This window comes from Rhodococcus sp. C3V, assembly GCF_029269915.1.
GTDB lineage: Bacteria > Actinomycetota > Actinomycetes > Mycobacteriales > Mycobacteriaceae > Rhodococcus_F > Rhodococcus_F qingshengii.
Genome location: NZ_JARJBE010000003.1, coordinates 125,517 through 144,329, shown reverse-complemented (window position 1 = coordinate 144,329; position 18,813 = coordinate 125,517). Strand labels below are relative to the sequence as shown.

Here is an 18,813-nt window from a genome sequence, read left to right as displayed (position 1 = left end):
CTCCTCGAGAATTGTTCACAGGTCCCCCGCCGCAGAGCCTAGTGGCGCAAGGTCAGCGAGATCCGTCCGGTCCGTCCCAGCGAACGGTGCTCGGTCCCTCGTCCTCAGCCGAATGATGCGGCGGAGGAGTTTGCGGCTGTTCCGGTGCGGGGCTCTGCCACTGGTTTTCACCCGACGGGTTTCCCCGGTTCGGATCGGCGAAGGGTCCACTGTCCGGGTACTGCACCGGGTAATCGGGCTGCGCGGGGTAACGGCGGCCGGGATGCGGCTGCTCCGGGTACGCCTGCTGCCCCGGGTGCGGCTGGCCGTACTGCCCCTGATCGGGCTGCTGGGGCTGACCGTGTTGGGGCTGACCGTACTGGCCCTGCGACTGGTTCGGCGGGGTCGGATTCTGTCCACCGGTGTACCCACCCGACTGCTGTCCGGGGTACGTCGGCGACGGGTTCTCACGCGGAGGCCAACCCGGTGCCGACCATCCGGCGGGCGCTCCGTAGTCGGGTGTCCCCGGTTGCGGAGTCTGCTGCGGAGCACTCGGCTGCGGGTACGAAGGCTGTGCGTAGCCGTTCGAGGGTCCCTGGTTGCCGTTGTTGGGGAGACCACCGTTGTTGGGGAGACCACCGTTGGGTGCACCGCTGTTGGGTGCACCTGCCTTGACGAGAACAGGTGCGGCAGCGGGCTCCGGCCAGGTTTCGCCGCGCTCGATCGCGAGTTCGCGAGGAGTCTTCACCGGCGGACGATCCGAAGGCGTGCGCCCACCGAAATCGTTGAAAGCCGTGATGCGCGGACGCTTTTCGACGCCGGCAAGGATCTTCTCGAGGTCCTTGCGAGTCAACGTCTCACGCTCGAGCAGTTCGGTAGCGATGAGGTCGAGCGCATCGCGGTACTCGTTGAGGATTGCCCACGCTTCGGTGTGCGCTGCCTCGATGAGGTTGCGCACCTCTTCGTCGATTTCACGGGCGATCTCGTGTGAGTAGTCGGACTGAACGCCCATCGAACGGCCGAGGAACGGATCCCCGCCCTCCTGTCCGTAGCGAACCGCGCCGAGCTTGGCACTCATGCCGTATTCGGTGACCATCGCGCGGGCGATCTTGGTCGCCATGTCGATATCGGACGACGCTCCGGTGGTGGGCTCGTGGAACACCAACTCCTCGGCGGCGCGTCCACCCATTGCCATGACGAGACGAGCGATCATCTCCGAACGCGTCATCAAACCCTTGTCGTCCTCGGGCACGGTCATCGCGTGGCCGCCGGTGCGTCCGCGAGCGAGGATCGTGACCTTGTAGACCGGCTCGATGTCAGGCATTGCCCAAGCAGCCAGCGTGTGACCGCCCTCGTGGTACGCCGTGATCTTCTTCTCGTGCTCGCTGATGATGCGACTCTTACGCCGCGGTCCACCGACAACACGGTCCACCGATTCCTCGAGCGAGGCTTCGGTGATGACGGTTCCGTTTTCGCGTGCGGTGAGCAGCGCAGCCTCGTTGATGACGTTGGCGAGATCAGCACCCGACATTCCGACGGTCCGCTTGGCGAGACCTTCGAGGTCGGCGTTGGGATCGATCGGCTTGCCCTGCGAGTGCACGCGCAGGATCGCGCGGCGACCTGCGAGGTCGGGGGCGCCGACCGGAATCTGGCGATCGAAGCGTCCCGGACGCAGCAGTGCGGGGTCGAGGATGTCGGGGCGGTTGGTTGCGGCGATCAAGATGATGCCGGTGCGATCACCGAAGCCGTCCATCTCGACGAGCAACTGGTTGAGTGTCTGCTCGCGCTCGTCGTGTCCGCCGCCCAGGCCTGCGCCGCGCTGACGACCGACGGCGTCGATCTCGTCGACGAAGATGATGCAGGGGCTGTTCTGCTTGGCCTGCTCGAACATGTCGCGAACACGCGAAGCACCGACACCGACGAACATCTCGACGAAGTCAGAACCGGAGATGGTGAAGAACGGGACGCCGGCTTCGCCTGCGACAGCGCGTGCGAGCAGCGTCTTACCGGTTCCGGGAGGGCCGTACAGCAGGACACCGCGCGGAATCTTGGCGCCGAGCGCCTGGTAGCGGGCCGGGTTCTGCAGGAAGTCCTTGATCTCGTACAGCTCTTCGACAGCCTCGTCCGCACCGGCGACGTCGGCGAACGTGGTTTTCGGCATGTCCTTGGTGAGCTGCTTGGCCTTCGACTTACCGAATCCCATGACTCCGCCGCGACCACCGCCGCCCTGCATCCGGTTCATGACGAAGAAGAAGATGCCGAACAGAATGATCATCGGCAGCACGAACAGAAGGATCGACGTCAGCCAGCTCTCCTGAGTGACCGTCGTGTTGAACTTGTCCGCACCGGCGCCTTCGACCTTGTCGAAGATCTGCTCCGACGCACTCGCGGGGTACTTCGCCAGGATCTGCGTCTTACCGTCGGTGGCGTCGTTGCCGTTCTTGAGCCACAGACGAACCTGCTGCTCACGATCGTCGATCTGCGCCGACTCAACGTTCTTGGCGTCGAGTTGGGAGATCGCGACCGAGGTGTCGACGGTCTTGAAGTCGCGGGTGTCGTTGCTGAAGTAGCTGAAGGCATAGATCACCAACAGCACGACGGCTACGAGTAGCACGTTACGGAACACAGTCTTACGGTTCATACAGGTCGGCCGATGTGGCCGGTCCTTTCGAGAGTGCGGGTCTGCCAGGTCGCCTTCCGGCTGCCAACCGGACACCTGCAGGTTACCGCGATCGGCCCCATCGATGCCCGCCAGCGGCCGTGCCGCTTGGTTGGAACGGTCGTCACTGTGTTCAACGTGCGCATTGCCGATCAGGTTCCCGGGCTACGTCGCAGCACAGTTTCCTGTGAGCGAACATGCTCATAGTGGTTATCGTGCGCTTTTCCGACGCTCGTCCGTCGTTATTCGTCAGGCCGTTTCGGAGAGGATTCCCGCAACAGCGTCAGCGGCGCCCGATTGGTCACCGTCGATGATCCGGTGGGCGAGCTGATCGAGTCGCGCAGACAGTCGCGCCGAGGACTCGGGCACGTCCGCCTGCTTGGCGATGGTGTCGTCGAGATCAGCCAATAAGCCGCCACCGGCCAGGTGCCTGACGCAGCGCCATGTCTCGGCGAAGTTTCTCGCGGTCCCGTCGTCGGTCAACATCGCGACCCGAAGCGCAGCGTTGGGATTCGACGCCGCCGCCCGAGCCAGGCCGGCCATGATCGCCTCCCTGGCGGCAGTCAGTTCGTCGACGGTTCGGTCCTGTAGCCGCACTCCCGAGTCCGCAGAGCGGCCCGCGTCGGGCGTCGGAGCTTCACGAATCACTGCGCCGTTACCGTGCTGAACTTCGACTCTGCCCCGAATCTCGAGGGCCACGAGCGCTTGAGCCAGCGACGCGCGACTCACGCCGAGTTCGGCAGCCAGGCTGCGTTCGGGAGGAAGCCGATCACCGGGCGAAAGACCTTGAGCCTCGATGAAATTCGAAATGTGCTCGGCCAACTGCTCATACAGGCGCGGACGCTTCAATCGTCCGGGCAGGCCCGAGCGCGAGCCGGGCGATGACGTCGAATTCATGCCTCGGAGTGTACTTGACAAATGGAGCAGTGGCAGAGAGGCTAGGCCAATTCCAAGTGATGCAGACCACAAGCTGGTCGCGAACGGATTGAGAGTTCGATGGCAAATGTCATAGCCCTGTCAGTACTTGTCCTGGTGTTCGTCATATCCACCGTGAGGTCGGTGAACATGGGTGCGCTCGCCCTGGTGGCTGCCTTCGTCGTCGGAACACTGGTCTTCACCGTCGATACCAGCGAGATCCTCGACGGCTTCCCGGCCAGTCTCTTCGTCATCCTGGTCGGCGTCACCTACCTGTTCGCGCTGGCCAGAAACAACGGCACGGTCGACTGGATCATTCACGCGGCAGTCCGCGCGGTCAGAGGACGAGTGGCCCTCGTGCCGTGGGCGATGTTCGCGGTGTGCGCGGCCGTCACCGCCATGGGCGCGGTCAGTCCCGCTGCCGTCGCCATCATCGCGCCTGTGGCAATGGGCTTCGCCACCCGCTACCGGATCCACCCCATGCTGATGGGCTTCATGGTCGTCCAGGGCGCAACGGCGGGCAGCTTCTCCCCTATCGGAATCTTCGGTGTGATCACCAACGACGTCATGCGTCAGAACGGCCTCCCGTCGAGCCCGGCCTTGCTGTTCGTCTCGACCTTCGCAGCCGCGGCCGTTGTTGCCGCAATCGCGTACGTCTCGTTCGGCGGTCGCGCATTGATTGCACGCGGCGCCTCGGAGCGCGTGCTCGTCAGCGCAGTCGGCAACGCGTCTGGCGGTGGCGACACCATCACCGGTTCGGGTTCCGGCGACAGCTCGAAGGGTGGCGGCAAGTCCTCGGGTGGGACCGCTCCGCACGAGGGAGCACTCAACCTCGAGCGGCGACTCACCCTGCTCGGACTGGCGTCGCTTGCACTCGGCGCCTTGGTCTTCGACCTTGACGTCGGCTTCACCGCACTGACTGTCGCGGTACTTCTCACCCTGATCTTCCCTGCCTCCGCCCGCGGCGCCGTCGACAAGATCAGCTGGGGCACCGTGCTCCTCATCGGCGGAATCGTCACGTACGTCGCTCTTCTGCAGAACCAGAACACCGTCCAGTGGCTCGGGGATTCTGTTGCACACGTGGGGATTCCACTTCTCGCGGCGTTCTTGATCTGTCTGATCGGCGCGATCGTGTCGGCGTTTGCATCCACCACGGGAATCCTCGGCGCACTCATCCCTTTGGCAATTCCATTCCTCATGACCGGTCAGGTCAATGCAACCGGTCTGGTCATCGCGCTGGCAATCTCCTCGTCTCTGGTCGATTGCAGTCCGTTCTCGACCAATGGCGCACTGGTGGTGGCGAACGCCGCTCCGGAAGAACGCGACGTGGTGTTCGGGCTGACGATGCGGTGGGGCATGACCATCATGGTGGTGACGCCGATCCTCGCCTGGTTGCTGTTCGTTGTTCCCTGGTCCGTCTGAATCTTCTCTCAAAGAAAGGGAACTCGCGATGAACAGCGAATCCACACTTCTGCGCTCCCTCGACCCTCGCACATTCGACGACCACGAGGCGGCGGTCAGTTTCGGCGAAGGCGCGACCCTCTCTCGCGCCGACCTGTCGGCCGCCGCCACCGCGGTCGCCGATCGAATCCACGGTGCACAGCGAGTGGCAGTACTAGCCGCCGCCGGCCTCGAGACAGTGGTCGCCGTCGCCGGCGCACTGATCGCCGGTGTTGCCGTGGTCCCGGTCCCGCCGGACTCCGGCCCGCTCGAACGTCAGCACATCATCGCCGATTCCCAGGCCGAACTGATACTCGGAGACGGACCGTCGGATTCGAGTATCCCGTTGATTCCCATCGATATTCACGCGCGATCTGCGACGTCCTATCCCGAACCGAGCGCGGCAGCTACCGCACTGATCATGTACACCTCGGGAACCACCGGAGCTCCGAAAGGCGTTGTCCTCTCGCGAGCATCGATCGCAGCGGATCTCGACGCGCTCGCTCATGTGTGGAATTGGACGCCAGAGGACACACTCGTCCACGGACTGCCCCTCTTCCACGTCCACGGGTTGATTCTCGGCGTGTTGGGCGCCTTGCGCGTGGGTTCGCCGCTGATTCATACCTTCAGACCAACTCCGGATTCGTATGCCGCAGCGGGTGGCTCGTTGTACTTCGGTGTTCCGACCGTCTGGTCACGCGTGTGCGGTGAGCCCTCGGCGGCAGCAGCATTGCGATCCGCGCGCTTGCTCGTGTCCGGAAGTGCACCACTTCCGGTTCCATTGTTCGAGCGGATGAAATCGCTGACCGGGTTGGCTCCCGTCGAGCGCTACGGAATGAGTGAAACCCTCATCACCGTCAGCACGACGCACGACGGCGAACGTCGCCCGGGTTAAGTCGGGCACGCCGTTCCGGGAGTCAGGACGAGGTTGCGCGGCGAGAACGGCCAATTGTCGGCGCACGACGGAGAGCAGCTTGGGCAACTGGAAGTTGCGGGCGCCGTTCTCTTCGACGAGTACCTCGGGAACCCCTCGAAGACAGCGGAATCCATGACCGAAGACGGCTGGTTCCGCACCGGCGACATCGCGGTGATCGACGACAGCGGATTCCACCGCATCGTAGGTCGCGAGTCGGTCGACATGATCAAGTCCGGTGGATACCGCATCGGTGCAGGCGAGGTGGAACAGGTACTTCTGGCATACCCCGGCGTTCGCGAGGCCGCCGTCGTCGGTGTGCCGGACGACGATCTCGGACAGCGCATAGTCGCGTTCATCGTCGGCGACGTAGCCGACTGCGCTGTGGTTTCGGACTTCGTCGCCGAATCACTGTCGATCCACAAGCGCCCACGCCAGGTTTGTCTGGTGGACAGCTTGCCCCGCAACGCTATGGGCAAAGTCCAGAAGAAGCTGCTGACGCTCTGAGGCTGGACCTGTAGCAGCCACCGACGAACCCAGTGGCTGCTACGTGCTCATTTGCGGTGCGAGTCAGCTCGGACTAAGCGGCCAGGGCGGGAAAGACGACAACCGATCCATCACGCCGTCTTGCGATCTCGATCGCCACGTCGGATTCGTTGTCCGACATTGCGACCCCATCTCCCAGCTCCCGCAACAGGTATGCGGTCCGCAGCATCTTGTCGACTTCACTCGACTTGAACACAAAATCACGAACACCGTGGGATCGGTCAAGCCTCAGCTCGGAAAGTCCCATGAGCAGTGACGCGATGCCCGACTCCAACTTCGCGACACGCTGCTGATCGCTCTTCAACGCGCGAGTGAAGCTCTCGAAAGGGTTGGCTTCGTCCATCTGAGCGTGCTCCACAGCTTGAAGGACGATCACACGCTTCTTGAGCGCGATAGCGAGTGCGGCAAGCTCGAGGTGGGCGCGGAACTCGCCACCGTCCTCGTCGATTCCGGTGAACGCTTTTCGCAGAGTATCGAGCTCGACGCGACCGGTCTTCAATGCGTCGAGTCCCTGCTGCCATTTCTTCAGTCGCCCTTCGGCATCCGCCATACCGACACTGATCGCGTGTACGGCGGAGTCCAGTCCAACTGACGCGCCGATGCGTCCCTGATCGAGCAGAATCGCAGTCGCAGTGTCGATCGCGCCCCGACATCCGTTCAGGGAGTTACGTTCCTTTTGCAACGCGTCATCGTGGAGCTTCTCGAGTAACTTGGTGATGTTCTCGATTGCGAGTTCACGCTTGTGGTCGGCGTGGGCGCTGACACCAACCGCGACTGCCATCAACACCAGGGGAGCCGCGACTGTCAGTGCACCCGCACTGGCTGCTGCAAGACCTGCCGTCGCGGCGGACCCGCCAGCGGCACCAACCGCGGCTGCCTGTCCTGCAACAGGCACGAACGAGGCCTGCGCAGCAATCCCCGAAGATCCGATAAGCGCACTGTGCACGCCACCCGCCGCCGCCTTGGACGTCATCGGTTTCACCAGCCCACTGCCAACTTGCGCGGCGACTTTTGCCGGGACAACCATGCGGTACAACGTCTCGCCACTCGCGACCGCTGAACTCGACGAAGCTTTGGATGTCTGGCTGATCAGCTGCGACAGATGGGTAGCCAGTGGACTCGCACTATCCAGGGAGATCCCTCGATCGAGGTCGATCGACTTCGGAAGCGGATGCGCCTCGAGTGTTGCGATCGGGGTCTCGGCCAACACCGCCAGGACTGTCCGCAACTCCGCCAGTCGGTCGGGCATCATGGTTCCCTCTTCCGGAATAGCGGGCACCTCCGCCTGCTTTGTAGCAAGCGTCCACACCGGAATTACATTGTCATTGTCGACCACATCGAGCCTTCCTCGGTTACGTCGCGCTCACGCTATCCGAGCACGCACAAATATGTTTGCCCCTGTCTCGGTTCCCGTCATCAGCTTCGAGTCAGCCGCTCTCCAACAGGACGGCAACAACTCCACACAAATGCCGCACCTCGGCGACGGTCGGCGCAAGTTCATACGCATGGTGATGACAGACATTGCTCAATCTGTTCCATGCCACTGCTGCGGCGTCGGCACGTGCCGGTGTGTCGAGGGAACGCAGTATCACCAATCGCGAGCGCATGCTTGCTTGCGGCGCTTCGGCATTCAGCGCGATACACCGTTCGGCTACCAGTTCCTCCAATGCCTGCCTGGCCAGAAAAGCAGCCAACCGTGCCGAACTTCCAGCAGCACCGACACTTCCATCGAGCAGTAGCTCCGCATTTCGCAGCACGACAGCCGGCGGCATCTGTGTTGTCATTCCGCGAGGATCCCGTCGACCGTCTTCCTGAGGTCATTCACTTCGCTCCTCGTGATCGACATGTCGGCCCCGACATGCGAGCCGGCGTTGGCAATGTTGAGCGTCGCTTTGCGCCCTTCTCGCAGAATTTGCCATTGCGACAAAGGCTTCTCGGCATCGCCGTACACCGCGAGCGCGATCTTGGCCCGCGTCTTTTTCACCGACGTCCACCGGTTCTCGGTATCGACCCGACTCTCGCCCGCCTTGTGCTGCTTCGCGTAATACACCTGCTGCGCCGCGGATTCCAAGGCCAACCGGAACAAACCTGGTGCCACTCGGCGTTTGACCTCGTCGGGAACGTTCTCGTCGAGCACCAGCGCGCGGACGTCGTCCACATAGCGAGTCGCCTGGTTCAGTGTCTCTGCGACACAGACCTGCGATCCGGTCTCACGTGCAACCTCGACCAGTCGCGCATTCACCGCAAGTTGCCGTATCGCAGTGGCCAATCGGTCGTCGTGGGAGAACACGATGACCTGCCGTGTCTCCGACAGCTTCGACAAAACTCGGATGAACCCGTCGATCTTGGCCGGGTCCATCGCCTGAATCGGATCATCGAGAACGATGAAGCGGAACGGACTGTTCGGTGTGGTCGCACGCGGAATGAACAGTGCAAGCGCCAGAGCGTGCAACTCCCCCTGACTCATCACCGCCAATGCTTCGGTCGGCACTCCGTCCACCGACCCTTTCAGCACCGCCCTGCGTCGAGTATTGCTGCCTTCCAGGCTGATCGACCCGATGTCGACGTTGCTTTCCTGCCTGAGCTCCGACCAAATCTCGCGCGCCTGCTCCGCGATCGGCTCGAGTCTCTGATTCCGCAGTTCTGCGGCATGGGCGGCTACCCACCTCTTCGCCGCATCCAGGGCTTTGACGGTGTCATCACTCAATCGTGCGTCACGCTCGAGGTTGACCCACGTCATCAAACGACCCGCGATCGGAGCCCATGTGTCTTCCTGCTCGGCGATTGCGACCGCCGCCTCTTCGCGCACGGCGTTCGCAGCGTCGATCACGGCAGGCAAGGTCTTCTCGATGTGCTCGGCGAGCTCGGTTACCCCGGTCGGCGCACCTTGGGCAGCGGCCACTGAGTCTCGGTACCGGATCAACGACCCCAATTCGGGACCCTCGACCGTTTCCAGACGCACCAGCTCGTTCAGCAATTCCTTTGCTGCCCGACATGCGTTGTCAAGATCGCGTCGAGACTGCCGATACTTCCCCAGCTTGCTGTTCTGTTCCGCGAGGCGCGTTCGGGATTGCGTAGCCCAGGCGTCGTCGAGTACCCCCGCCGCACATACCGGGCACTCGATTGTGCCTGTCTCACGGTGCAATTGAATGGCTCTATCGAGGATATCGCTGCGCTGTTCCACTACCGACAAAGCATCGCCAGCGTGCTCGACGGTGTCGGCGACCGCAACCCGAAGATCGGCGACAACCATGTCGATCGCCGGCTTCTGTGGGACCGCCAGATTCGCGCACCTGCGCAGACCAGACAGGGTGGACGCGACAGCCGAACCAGAGCCTGTGGCGAGCGCAAGCACCTCGTCGAGATCGTGAGTCCGCTTCTTCAACTGAGTGACGGCGGTTTGTGCACGCTCGTCTGCTGATTCGGCGACAATTTCCTTGAGTTGACGCAGCTCCTCATTCGCGCACTGACGCGCAGTCTTGGCAGACTTCAGCGCGGCGGTAAGCCGTTTCTCGGCGTCCGCGATCTCGTCCAGTCCCAATAGCTTTGCAAGTGCGTCGTACAGCGTGGACGGGCTGTCCTCGACCAGCCCTCCGATCTCGTCGTAAGACAAGATCGGCCGATGCAGCTCGACGGCGGACTTCCATCCGAGTTCGTCGGTACCGACAGTGCGCCTCTGTTTGCCCGTCTGGGTCCACGCTTCGTTGTCGTGCAACGTGGCACCGATCGGCCAGTTGACGGCGACGACGGTCGGTTCGGAACCCTCGACGGTCAGCCCAACGCGCACCTCGCATGGATCCGGGCTGTGCAGGTTTCGCCAGCTGTCAGCCCATAATTTCGCCTTGTTTTTCCACCGGTAGCTCGAGCTGGTAACTGCAAATTCAAGAGCTTCCGCAAAACTCGACTTACCCGACCCGTTGCGTCCACTGACGATCGTGATGCCAGGCGCAGGATGCAGATCGAGAACGGCTTTCGGTCCGATGCCGCGGAAGCCGGCGACCGAGATAGATGTAAGGAATGCTCCAACTGGTTCTTCTGCTGGGCCGCTGGCGGTTTCGGGTCGGGTTCTCAGCTGCTCCGTACCGCCAATCTGCTTGCTGAGCGCATCATCACCCTCGAGTGCTGCAAGAACGAGATACTTCGCCGCATCAGGCAGATTCGTGTCTTCGTCGATCGCGTCCCAGACAACCTCGTCGAGCGATCTTTCTGCATCTCTGTTGGCAGTTGTCACCAAAACTCCCTCGCCTCGTCGATCCCAACCGACCCAACGGTTTCATATGGGACCGACAGTACGTCTTGGCGAGGGAGCTCAGCTGCACATCAGGACACGACAAAATGCGACAGGATCGCCTGGACTTCGTAGATGTCGACCTGCTTGGTGAACTGTTTCTGGATCGGTGTCGCGTTCCCCGAGATCCATATCTTCAGCTCGGCGTCGAGATCGAAGGTTCCGGCTGTCTCGACCGCGAAGTGGGTGATCGACCGGTACGGCACACTGTGGTACTCGATCTTGCGACCCGTCAGCCCCTGCTTGTCGACCATCAAGAGTCGCCGATTCGTGAACAGAAATGCGTCGCGAACCAACTGATACGCCGCATGAACCTGCTCCCCGTGTCCGAGCAGACGCGCGTATTCGTGGTGCGCCGCAGCGGGATCGATCTTTCCAGCGTTACCGATCAACCCGTCCATGAGACCCATCAGGCCCGATACCTCCGTGCTCGTCCAAGTTGCCTCCACGGTCGAAGGCGACAGCGACGCTATCGGTGGACGAGTCAGTGGTGTTACCGGCGAGCAGGCTCAGCCGCCGTAGACCTCGGGGTCCAGGGTGCCGATGTACGGCAGATCGCGGTACCGCTCGGCGTAGTCGAGGCCGTAACCTACGACGAACTCGTTGGGGATGTCGAAGCCCACGTCGCGGACGTCGACGTCGATCTTGACCGCATCCGGCTTGCGGAGCAGGGTGACGACCTCGAGCGAAGCGGGATTACGTGTCTTGAGGTTGCGCATCAGCCACGACAGCGTGAGACCGGAGTCGATGATGTCCTCGACGATCAGCACGTGGCGACCGGCGATGTCCTTGTCGAGGTCCTTGAGGATGCGGACGACACCCGAAGACGAGGTCGAGGATCCGTAGGAGCTCACGGCCATGAATTCCATCTGCGACGGGATCGGCAGGGCGCGGGCGAAGTCGGTCATGAAGAAGACCGCTCCCTTGAGGACGCCGATCAGCAGGAGATCCCCTTCGGGGGCGCCTGCCGGGTAACGCTTGGCGATGTCCTCAGCCAGTTCCGCCGTTCGTGCACGGATCTGTTCTTCGGAGATCAGTACCGATGCGATGTCGCCCTCGTACACGCGTCAAACCCTTCGTCGGTCTTCGAATCCGAGGATCAGCCTGCCACGTCGCCGGGCCGCCACCAACCTCGCCTCCGGTGTTCCGCCCCCGATCGCGACGCCGCCTTGCCCCCGCCAGTCGGTCACCAGGGCGTCGACCGCCCGTAACTGTTTGTCCGTCAATGCTTTTGCGGCGCCCTGCAGCAGCCAGGCCCGCAGAGCACGTCGACGGATTGCGGTGGGCGCTTCGGCAAGTGTGTCCACTTCCACTTCCCCGTCGACGACAACACGTAGGAGTAGGGCCTCGGCGTACTTGTCGAGCGCCTCGCCGTCCTCACGCAACTGCGTCGCGGTTCGGGCCAACGCTTCGGGAACTCCCCCGCCGAGAATTTCTTCGAGCAGCGGCAACGCCTCGTGCCGCAGACGCACGCGAGTGAACTCGGGATTGTTGTTGTGGGGGTCCTCCCACGGCGTGATGCCCAGGTCGACGCAGGCCGCCCTGGTCACCGATCGACGGATGCCGAGTAGCGGCCGTCCCCAGGGGGCGTCGATTGCAGCCATACCCTGAATCGATCGCCCACCGGACCCTCGGGACAGCCCGAGAAGGACGGTCTCTGCTTGATCGTCGAGCGTGTGTCCGAGCAGAACCGGGAGGTCAGTCCTGGCGTCGCGCAGAGCGCTGTACCGAGCCTCACGCGCGGCGGCTTCGAGACTCCCACCTTCGGCTACGTCGACGGTCAGCACCGTCGCGGTCCGGCAACCCAGCGCCAGCGCCTGATCCGCGGCAGAGCGTGCGACGGCATCCGAACCAGGCTGCAGCCGATGGTCCACGATCAACGCGTCGACCGAATCGGCTTCCGCCACCGCTGCTGCGGTCAACGCCAATGAATCGGCGCCCCCGGACAGGGCGACGACCACACGGCGTCGTGGCTCGAATGCGAGCGTCCACGCCCGCACGGCCTGTCGCAGTGCCAGGAGGGCAGGCGTCTCAGGCAGCAGCATCTAGCCGAGAACGCGCTTTACCCACGCGTCGGGATTGTCGATCTCGTCGAGCAACGGCAAGGTCTCGGGCCCGGTCCAGATGGTGTTGAACTGCTCCATGCCGACCTTGAGAACCACCGCGTCGACGAAGGCCTTGCCGCGTACGTACTGCGCCATCTTGGCGTCCATGCCGAGCAGCATCTTGATGATTCGCTGCACGGGGTTGGACTTGCGCTGCCGCCGCTTGTCGAAGGCCGCGCGGATCGTTGCCACCGACGGCACCACGGCGGGGCCGACGGCGTCCATCACGTGGTCTGCATGCCCTTCGAGGAGGGTGCCGAGTACAAGCATCCGATCCAGCGCGTCACGCTGAGGTTCCGCCTGCGAGGCGCGCAGCAGGCCGATGATGCCGCCCGCCGTCGCACCGTCACTGGAGTCGGGTTCCTTCCGCGAGCGCAGCTCTGCAGCAAGGCGCCCGACAACGTCGGTCATCGACTCGTCCACCGTCGCACCAAGCGTTTCGACGGATTCCTTCATGTACTCCGCTAGCCACGGCGAGGACGAGAACTGAACCCGGTGCGTGACCTCGTGCAGGCAGACCCACAACCGGAAGTCACTCGGGTTCAGCCGAAGGGACCGTTCGACGGAGACGATGTTCGGTGTGACCAGAAGCAGGGTGCCGTGCTCGCCGGTGAACGGGTCGTACTGCCCGAGGATCGCCGAAGACAGGTACGCCAGCATTGCACCGGCCTGCAGGCCCGCCGGCTTTCCGACGATGAGATTGCCACTGCCGTCAGGGTCGGCGCCGGTGAGATGTGCCATCGACCGCGAGGCCGCCGTGATCCACCCGGCCCGGTCAAGCACGTCAGCAGCCGGGACCGGTAGACCGTCGGCCAGCCCGGTCACTTCACGAACCGGCAGTTCTGCGCGCTTGGACGCTTCGGCGAGTTCTGCGGTTGCCGTCTCGGCCGTGTAGCGAGACATCGCGGGGCCGCCGCGCGCCAGTTTTATCCCGGCTTTGGCGGCAAGACTCCAGTCGACGGCACCACCGAGCGGAGCCGAGGCTTCATCATCTTGTGGAGTCTTTTCGGCCACTATTGGCACCCGCAATTCCTCAATGCTCCGGCAATCGCGTCCAGGGCAGGACGGCTCACTTCTGGCGGCCGGTCATTGGACATCAGTGCGAAGGTGAGCACTCGCCCGTTCTGATCGACCACGAACCCTGACAACGCGCTGGCCGTCGAGAGAGTTCCCGTCTTGGCCCGCACCCAACCCGCACCGGTTCGGTTTCCGGACGCGTAGCGGTCGGACAAACTTCCTGTTCCGCCGGCCACCGGAAGGTAGTCCAGCAGGGGGCGCAGTTTCGGATCACCGTCACCGGCCGCAGCCGTCATGACGCGATCGAGTACCTGAGCGGGAATGAGATCGTCGACGGACAGTCCGCTGGAATCGTGCAGCGATACACCGGTGTAGTCGAACCCGGCCGCCTGCAGGGTCTTTCCGGTCGCGTCGACGGCTCCGGTGAACGAGGCTTCGATTCCGGAGGCAATCGCGACCTCACGCCCGATGGTCTCGGCGAGCACGTTGTCGGAATGTTCCATCATCTGCAGCAGCCGGTCGCTCAGCGGCGCCGACTGCACGGTGGCGATCGGCTTGGCACCGGCAGGCGCCGCGCCGAGACTCACGTTGGCGGGATCGACACCGAGCGCCTGAGCGAGCACCTTGCCCGCGTCCAACGCGGGAGTTTCCGAACGCGGCGACTCGTCTTGAGTGCCGTCGTACCGACCACCTTCGATCATCACCGATTCGATCGGGGTGATGTAACCGGCCGCGATGTCCGCGGGGAACCAGCCGGAGGCCATGTTGTCGCCCTTGAACAAGCTCGAGTCCACCACGACGCTGTTCACCGGCGTACCGGCAGCGTTGATCTGGTCGACGAGATCCGCGATGTGCGCTGCGTTGGCGTAGTACCCGCTCTGCCCCTTCGGCGTCGCCGTCAGCGTCGGGTCACCGCCGCCGACCAGAACGACCTGCCCGGGGCTCGTTCCGGGCACCACCGTCGTGGACAGCCGGTGGTCGAGCGGCAACTTCAGCAGTGCCGCCGATGCGGTCAGCACCTTCGTCGTGGACGCGGGCGTCATCGGCGTCGACGGGTCCGTGCTCCAGAGAATGTTTCCGGTGAGCGCATCAGCGACTACTCCGGTGAACTTCCCCAGATCCGGGTTGGCCACGGCCGGGCCGATCGCCGCTGCGATTCCCGACGCGCTCGGGATCGGTGCGTCCGTCGGGACGGGCACCACCTGGGGTGACGGCGTCACGAGCGCAGGCTGCGGCGACGTAGTCACGGTCGCGCTGCCCGCGGTGTCGTTCGACGTACCGAGTTTCACGACGACAACTCCGGCGACGGCCAGTACAACCACTGCACCGACCGCCAGAAGGATGCGGAAGTTACGCCGTCGACTCTCTTCCAACGAGCCGATCTTCTTCTTTCCTTGGCCCGCCAACGCCCCTCCGTCTGTGCTCTGCCTACTGGGTGGTCAGGCAACCTTATCCTTGACCCGATATCCTTCCGACGAATCATTACCGACACGACAGCGAGGAATCGGCGTGGAGTTCGACGTCACCATCGAGATCCCCAAGGGTCAGCGCAACAAGTACGAGGTCGACCACGTAACCGGTCGCGTCAAACTCGATCGCTACCTCTACACAGCTTTCGGCTACCCGGCCGACTACGGCTTCATCGAAAACACCCTGGGTGAGGACGGCGATCCGCTCGACGCCATGGTCCTGCTCCCCGAGTCGGTCTTCCCCGGCGTCATCGTCGAGGCTCGCGCAGTCGCGATGTTCAAGATGGTCGACGAGGCCGGCGGAGACGACAAGGTCCTCTGCGTTCCGGCCGGCGACCCCCGCTGGGATCACATCCAGGATCTGGGTGACATCTCACAGTTCGAGCTCGATGCGATCAAGCACTTCTTCGTCCACTACAAGGACCTCGAGCCGAACAAGCACGTCGAGGCTGCCAACTGGGTCGGCCGCGCCGAGGCAGAGGCCGAGATCGAGGCTTCGATCAAGCGTCTCGCCGCCAACGGCGGTCACTGAGCTCGAGTTCTCAGGCCTTACGAAAATCCCCGCACATCGGAAGATGTGCGGGGATTTTTGTGCTGTTTTTACTCGCCCTTGCAGTTTCTACTCACCCTGGAAGACCGGCGGGCGCTTCTGGAAGACGGCGGTGATGGCCTCGGTCAGATCCTGCGAAGGCAGGAACGCCGCGTTCCAGGCTGCGACGTAGCGAAGGCTGTCGTTCACGCTCGCACTGCGGGTGTGATCGAGCACGTCCTTGATCCCGTGGACGACGAGCGGCGGGTTGAGCGCAATCTCCTTGGCGGTCGCGCGCGCCGCGGCCAGCACTGCGTCGGCATCGTCGAACACGTCGTTGACGAGACCGATCTTCTCGGCGCGCGCTGCGTCGATGTCCTTGCCGGTCAGAGCCAACTCACGCAGGTGTCCGTCGCCGATGATCGCGGGCAGACGTGCGAGACTGCCCATGTCTGCGACGATCGCGACCTTGACCTCTCGGATGCTGAACTTGGCATCGGCACTTGCGTAGCGGATGTCCGCCGCCGTGATGAGGTCGACGCCGCCGCCGATGCACCAGCCCTGAACAGCTGCAACGACGGGCTTGCGGCAGTCTGCGACGGCATTGATGCCCGACTGCATGCGCTTGATCATGTCGTGGAACTTGGTGCGCGGGCCTGCCTGAGCCTTGTCCGCGAGGACGGCACCGAATTCACCGCTCATCGCCGGCAGGTCCAGTCCGAACGAGAAGTGCTTGCCGGAACCGGCGATGACGATTGCACGCACCTCGGGGTCGGCGTCGAGGTCGGCGAAGATTTCGGGGAGTTCACTCCAGAAATCCGGCCCCATCGCGTTGCCCTTGCTCGGCCCGATCAGCGTCACCTGGGCGATGTTGTCTTCGCGCTCGACGGTGAACGCATTCCAGCTCTTCTGTTCAGTCATTACTCAAGAGTAACTAAAGGTCCGGCTCAGCCGAAGACCGCTGCCTTCATCCGAAAATTCCTGCCTCGTCAAGTACCAGTACGACGAGGGTGACGGCCATCAGGGCGAACATGATGAGCATCGCCATCCTGGCCGCCCGCTCACTGGTCGGTGGGAAAACGCGCTGCGCCGGATGCTCGGCCACGTACTCGGACAAGGACATGGTCCTGGCACGTGAGCGTGTCGGATTCTGTACCGCTGCTGTTGTAGCCATGTCGGTGATCCTTTCAACTACGCAATCTCAGTCAGGTACCCCAAAGGTGAAGTACCCGACTGAGTTCGACTTCTCCAATGTAGACCCGCAGATCGAAGAAGTCAGCGTGAGTTTGGTGCGAATTACCTGAGAGTCAGTCCACACAGGGAATGCCGCCATTCGCGTCGGCCCGGATGGGTGATCCCTGCGCTCCCGTATCGGGAACGGTGCCGGCGGATACCGACGAGTCCGACTGCGCCGGAGCGGCCGAGAACACGGTCTGCGCATTGTCCTCACCGATGAGTACAGACACTGATTCGGCCGCTGCCTGCTCGTTAGGCACTGCGGCCACGCCCAACTGCTCGGCCAGCGCCTCTGCGACGGCTTTGGCGCCGACTCCATAGCTGACCACCGACTTTGCCGTCGCAGCTGCGGTGCTCACCTCTCCGACTTCGACTCCCGACGCTTTCGTCGCCGCTGCCAACGCGGCGCCCAACCCGTCCGTCGCGGTTCCGTTGCGGATGTCCACAACTTCGTTCCCGGTCGAGACAGCAGTGTCCATCGCAGGTGCAGATGCCGAGTCACCTCCCGCGAAGATCCGCGACACTTCACTACGCAGACGCGCCGGATCGACCATGTTGACGTCCTGGCCGTCGACGGTCTCGTATCCCTCGATGGGCAGGGTGTAGAAGTCGATGTTCCCACCTGCGAGAGCGCTTGCCTGAGAAGCGAATCGGACGGGATCCATGGCAGAATCGATCACCACGTCCTTCTTCACCACGTCGGCCAGTGCCGTCATCTTCGGAATGTTTCCGATGACGCCGGAGCCCTTCAAGTTGGCGATCACCGCGCTGATGAAAGCCTGCTGCCGGTGGGTGCGATCCAAGTCCCCGTTGTCCAGGCCGTGGCGTTGACGGACAAACGAAAGTGCCTGTGACGGATCGAGAGTCTGAACTCCGGCCGGGAAGTTGGCGCCCGAGAAGTCATCCTGCACCGGATTGTTGAGGCACACCTGAACGGGGCCGATAGCCGAGACGACGTCGTAGAAGCCCATCAGGTTCACTTCGGCAAAGTGATCGATCGGAACCTTGAGCAGATTCTGCACGGTGGTCAGTGTCGACCGTCTTCCGACTTCACGCGCTTGTTGCTCTCGTGCAGCAGGATCCGTCACACCGTCCGCTATGAGTTTGGCGTCCGCATCAGCCTTCGCCATTCCGTACGCTTCCTTGATCTTGGCCATTCCGTAGCCGGGTACCGCGACGTAGTCGTCGCGTGGGATCGCCACTGCACTGGCCTTGCCGCCATCGCCCGGAACATGGAGCAGGATAAGCGTGTTCGTGTTGTATCCACCCACATCACTGTCCCCCGCATGCAGCTTGTCGGTGACGAACTCAGCCGGCAGGTCGCTGCCGTCCATCGCTTTACGACTGTCGAGCCCGATCAACAAGATGTTGGTATCCCCGTCGAGCGAACTGCCGGCGTCGTCACCGAGGGCGGAGAGCGCGTCCGATCGGTACAGCCCCGACGTCAGATCCGACTGCACGTACCACCCGATTCCGACGCCGACCAGAATCGTCGTCGACAAGGAGGCGGCCGCCAGCTTGCGCCCCACCGAGAGCGTCGACCGCTGCGGTGGACGCCTACGTCTGTGCCTGGTTGCCGAGTGTCGAGGTCGCGGTTCCACGGCCGACACGCTATCCACCGTTCCTGAGTAAAACCTGTCGATACCGGAGACGGCTGGTCATTCGCTGAAAAAACGCTGAGAATGAAGTCCGAATTGGGCAAATCTGCTCTAGGCTC

At 63.1% G+C, this 18,813-nt stretch carries 15 protein-coding genes and 1 pseudogene; 3 read left to right on the top strand and 13 right to left on the bottom strand.

The features are described 5' to 3' along the window. Positions 1-52: 52 nt before the first annotated feature. Positions 53-2,620, bottom strand: a complete 2,568-nt coding sequence (ftsH, locus tag P3G66_RS09590; protein ID WP_007727005.1) for an ATP-dependent zinc metalloprotease FtsH — start codon at positions 2,618-2,620, stop codon at positions 53-55. 267 nt (positions 2,621-2,887) lie between these two features. Next, positions 2,888-3,535 (bottom strand): GntR family transcriptional regulator, encoded by a 648-nt coding sequence (locus tag P3G66_RS09585; RefSeq protein ID WP_276116462.1) that lies wholly within the window; start codon positions 3,533-3,535, stop codon positions 2,888-2,890. A 99-nt stretch (positions 3,536-3,634) separates the two neighbouring features. Between P3G66_RS09585 and P3G66_RS09580 the strand changes: the two genes are divergently transcribed. Together P3G66_RS09580 and P3G66_RS09575 are read left to right on the top strand one after the other, a co-directional pair. After that, positions 3,635-4,975, top strand: coding sequence for an SLC13 family permease (locus P3G66_RS09580; RefSeq protein WP_003945503.1), 1,341 nt, complete (start codon positions 3,635-3,637; stop codon positions 4,973-4,975). Between the two features lie 28 nt (positions 4,976-5,003). Further along, positions 5,004-6,413: pseudogene (locus P3G66_RS09575) on the top strand (acyl-CoA synthetase). Between the two features lie 73 nt (positions 6,414-6,486). On the opposite strand, the gene P3G66_RS09570 reads toward P3G66_RS09575, so the two are convergent. From P3G66_RS09570 to dacB, 8 genes are all read right to left on the bottom strand, one after another. Next, a complete protein-coding gene (locus tag P3G66_RS09570; RefSeq protein WP_276116461.1) occupies positions 6,487-7,788 on the bottom strand; it encodes a hypothetical protein in 1,302 nt (433 codons plus the stop codon). 91 nt (positions 7,789-7,879) lie between these two features. Beyond that, entirely contained in the window at positions 7,880-8,236 is a 357-nt protein-coding gene (locus tag P3G66_RS09565; RefSeq protein ID WP_230587424.1) for a hypothetical protein, read from the bottom strand. Then, positions 8,233-10,683, bottom strand: a complete 2,451-nt coding sequence (locus P3G66_RS09560; protein ID WP_276116460.1) for an AAA family ATPase — start codon at positions 10,681-10,683, stop codon at positions 8,233-8,235. Before P3G66_RS09560 ends, P3G66_RS09565 begins: the two co-directional genes overlap by 4 nt. A gap of 89 nt (positions 10,684-10,772) precedes the next feature. After that, complete coding sequence (locus P3G66_RS09555) at positions 10,773-11,150, bottom strand: PH domain-containing protein (protein ID WP_030534814.1); 378 nt, start codon at positions 11,148-11,150, stop codon at positions 10,773-10,775. A 99-nt stretch (positions 11,151-11,249) separates the two neighbouring features. After that, positions 11,250-11,804 carry a hypoxanthine phosphoribosyltransferase gene (gene hpt / locus P3G66_RS09550; protein WP_003941159.1) on the bottom strand — a complete coding sequence of 185 codons (555 nt, stop codon included), beginning with the start codon at positions 11,802-11,804 and terminating at the stop codon, positions 11,250-11,252. Between the two features lie 3 nt (positions 11,805-11,807). Continuing rightward, positions 11,808-12,785: a tRNA lysidine(34) synthetase TilS gene (gene tilS, locus P3G66_RS09545; RefSeq protein WP_276116459.1), complete on the bottom strand. Its 978-nt coding sequence runs from the start codon at positions 12,783-12,785 to the stop codon at positions 11,808-11,810. Then, positions 12,786-13,859: a zinc-dependent metalloprotease gene (locus tag P3G66_RS09540; protein ID WP_019746776.1), complete on the bottom strand. Its 1,074-nt coding sequence runs from the start codon at positions 13,857-13,859 to the stop codon at positions 12,786-12,788. After that, complete coding sequence (gene dacB, locus P3G66_RS09535; protein WP_064111396.1) at positions 13,859-15,268, bottom strand: D-alanyl-D-alanine carboxypeptidase/D-alanyl-D-alanine-endopeptidase; 1,410 nt, start codon at positions 15,266-15,268, stop codon at positions 13,859-13,861. Before dacB ends, P3G66_RS09540 begins: the two co-directional genes overlap by 1 nt. Before the next feature lie 103 nt (positions 15,269-15,371). On the opposite strand from dacB, the gene P3G66_RS09530 reads away from it, so the two are divergent. Beyond that, positions 15,372-15,863 carry an inorganic diphosphatase gene (locus tag P3G66_RS09530; protein ID WP_003941181.1) on the top strand — a complete coding sequence of 164 codons (492 nt, stop codon included), beginning with the start codon at positions 15,372-15,374 and terminating at the stop codon, positions 15,861-15,863. A gap of 87 nt (positions 15,864-15,950) precedes the next feature. On the opposite strand, the gene P3G66_RS09525 is transcribed toward P3G66_RS09530, so the two are convergent. From P3G66_RS09525 to P3G66_RS09515, 3 genes are all read right to left on the bottom strand, one after another. Continuing rightward, complete coding sequence (locus P3G66_RS09525; protein ID WP_003941098.1) at positions 15,951-16,781, bottom strand: crotonase/enoyl-CoA hydratase family protein; 831 nt, start codon at positions 16,779-16,781, stop codon at positions 15,951-15,953. Between the two features lie 46 nt (positions 16,782-16,827). Next, positions 16,828-17,034, bottom strand: coding sequence for a hypothetical protein (locus P3G66_RS09520; protein ID WP_124568973.1), 207 nt, complete (start codon positions 17,032-17,034; stop codon positions 16,828-16,830). Between the two features lie 133 nt (positions 17,035-17,167). Then, positions 17,168-18,697 carry an LCP family protein gene (locus tag P3G66_RS09515; RefSeq protein WP_276116458.1) on the bottom strand — a complete coding sequence of 510 codons (1,530 nt, stop codon included), beginning with the start codon at positions 18,695-18,697 and terminating at the stop codon, positions 17,168-17,170. Positions 18,698-18,813: the final 116 nt, after the last annotated feature.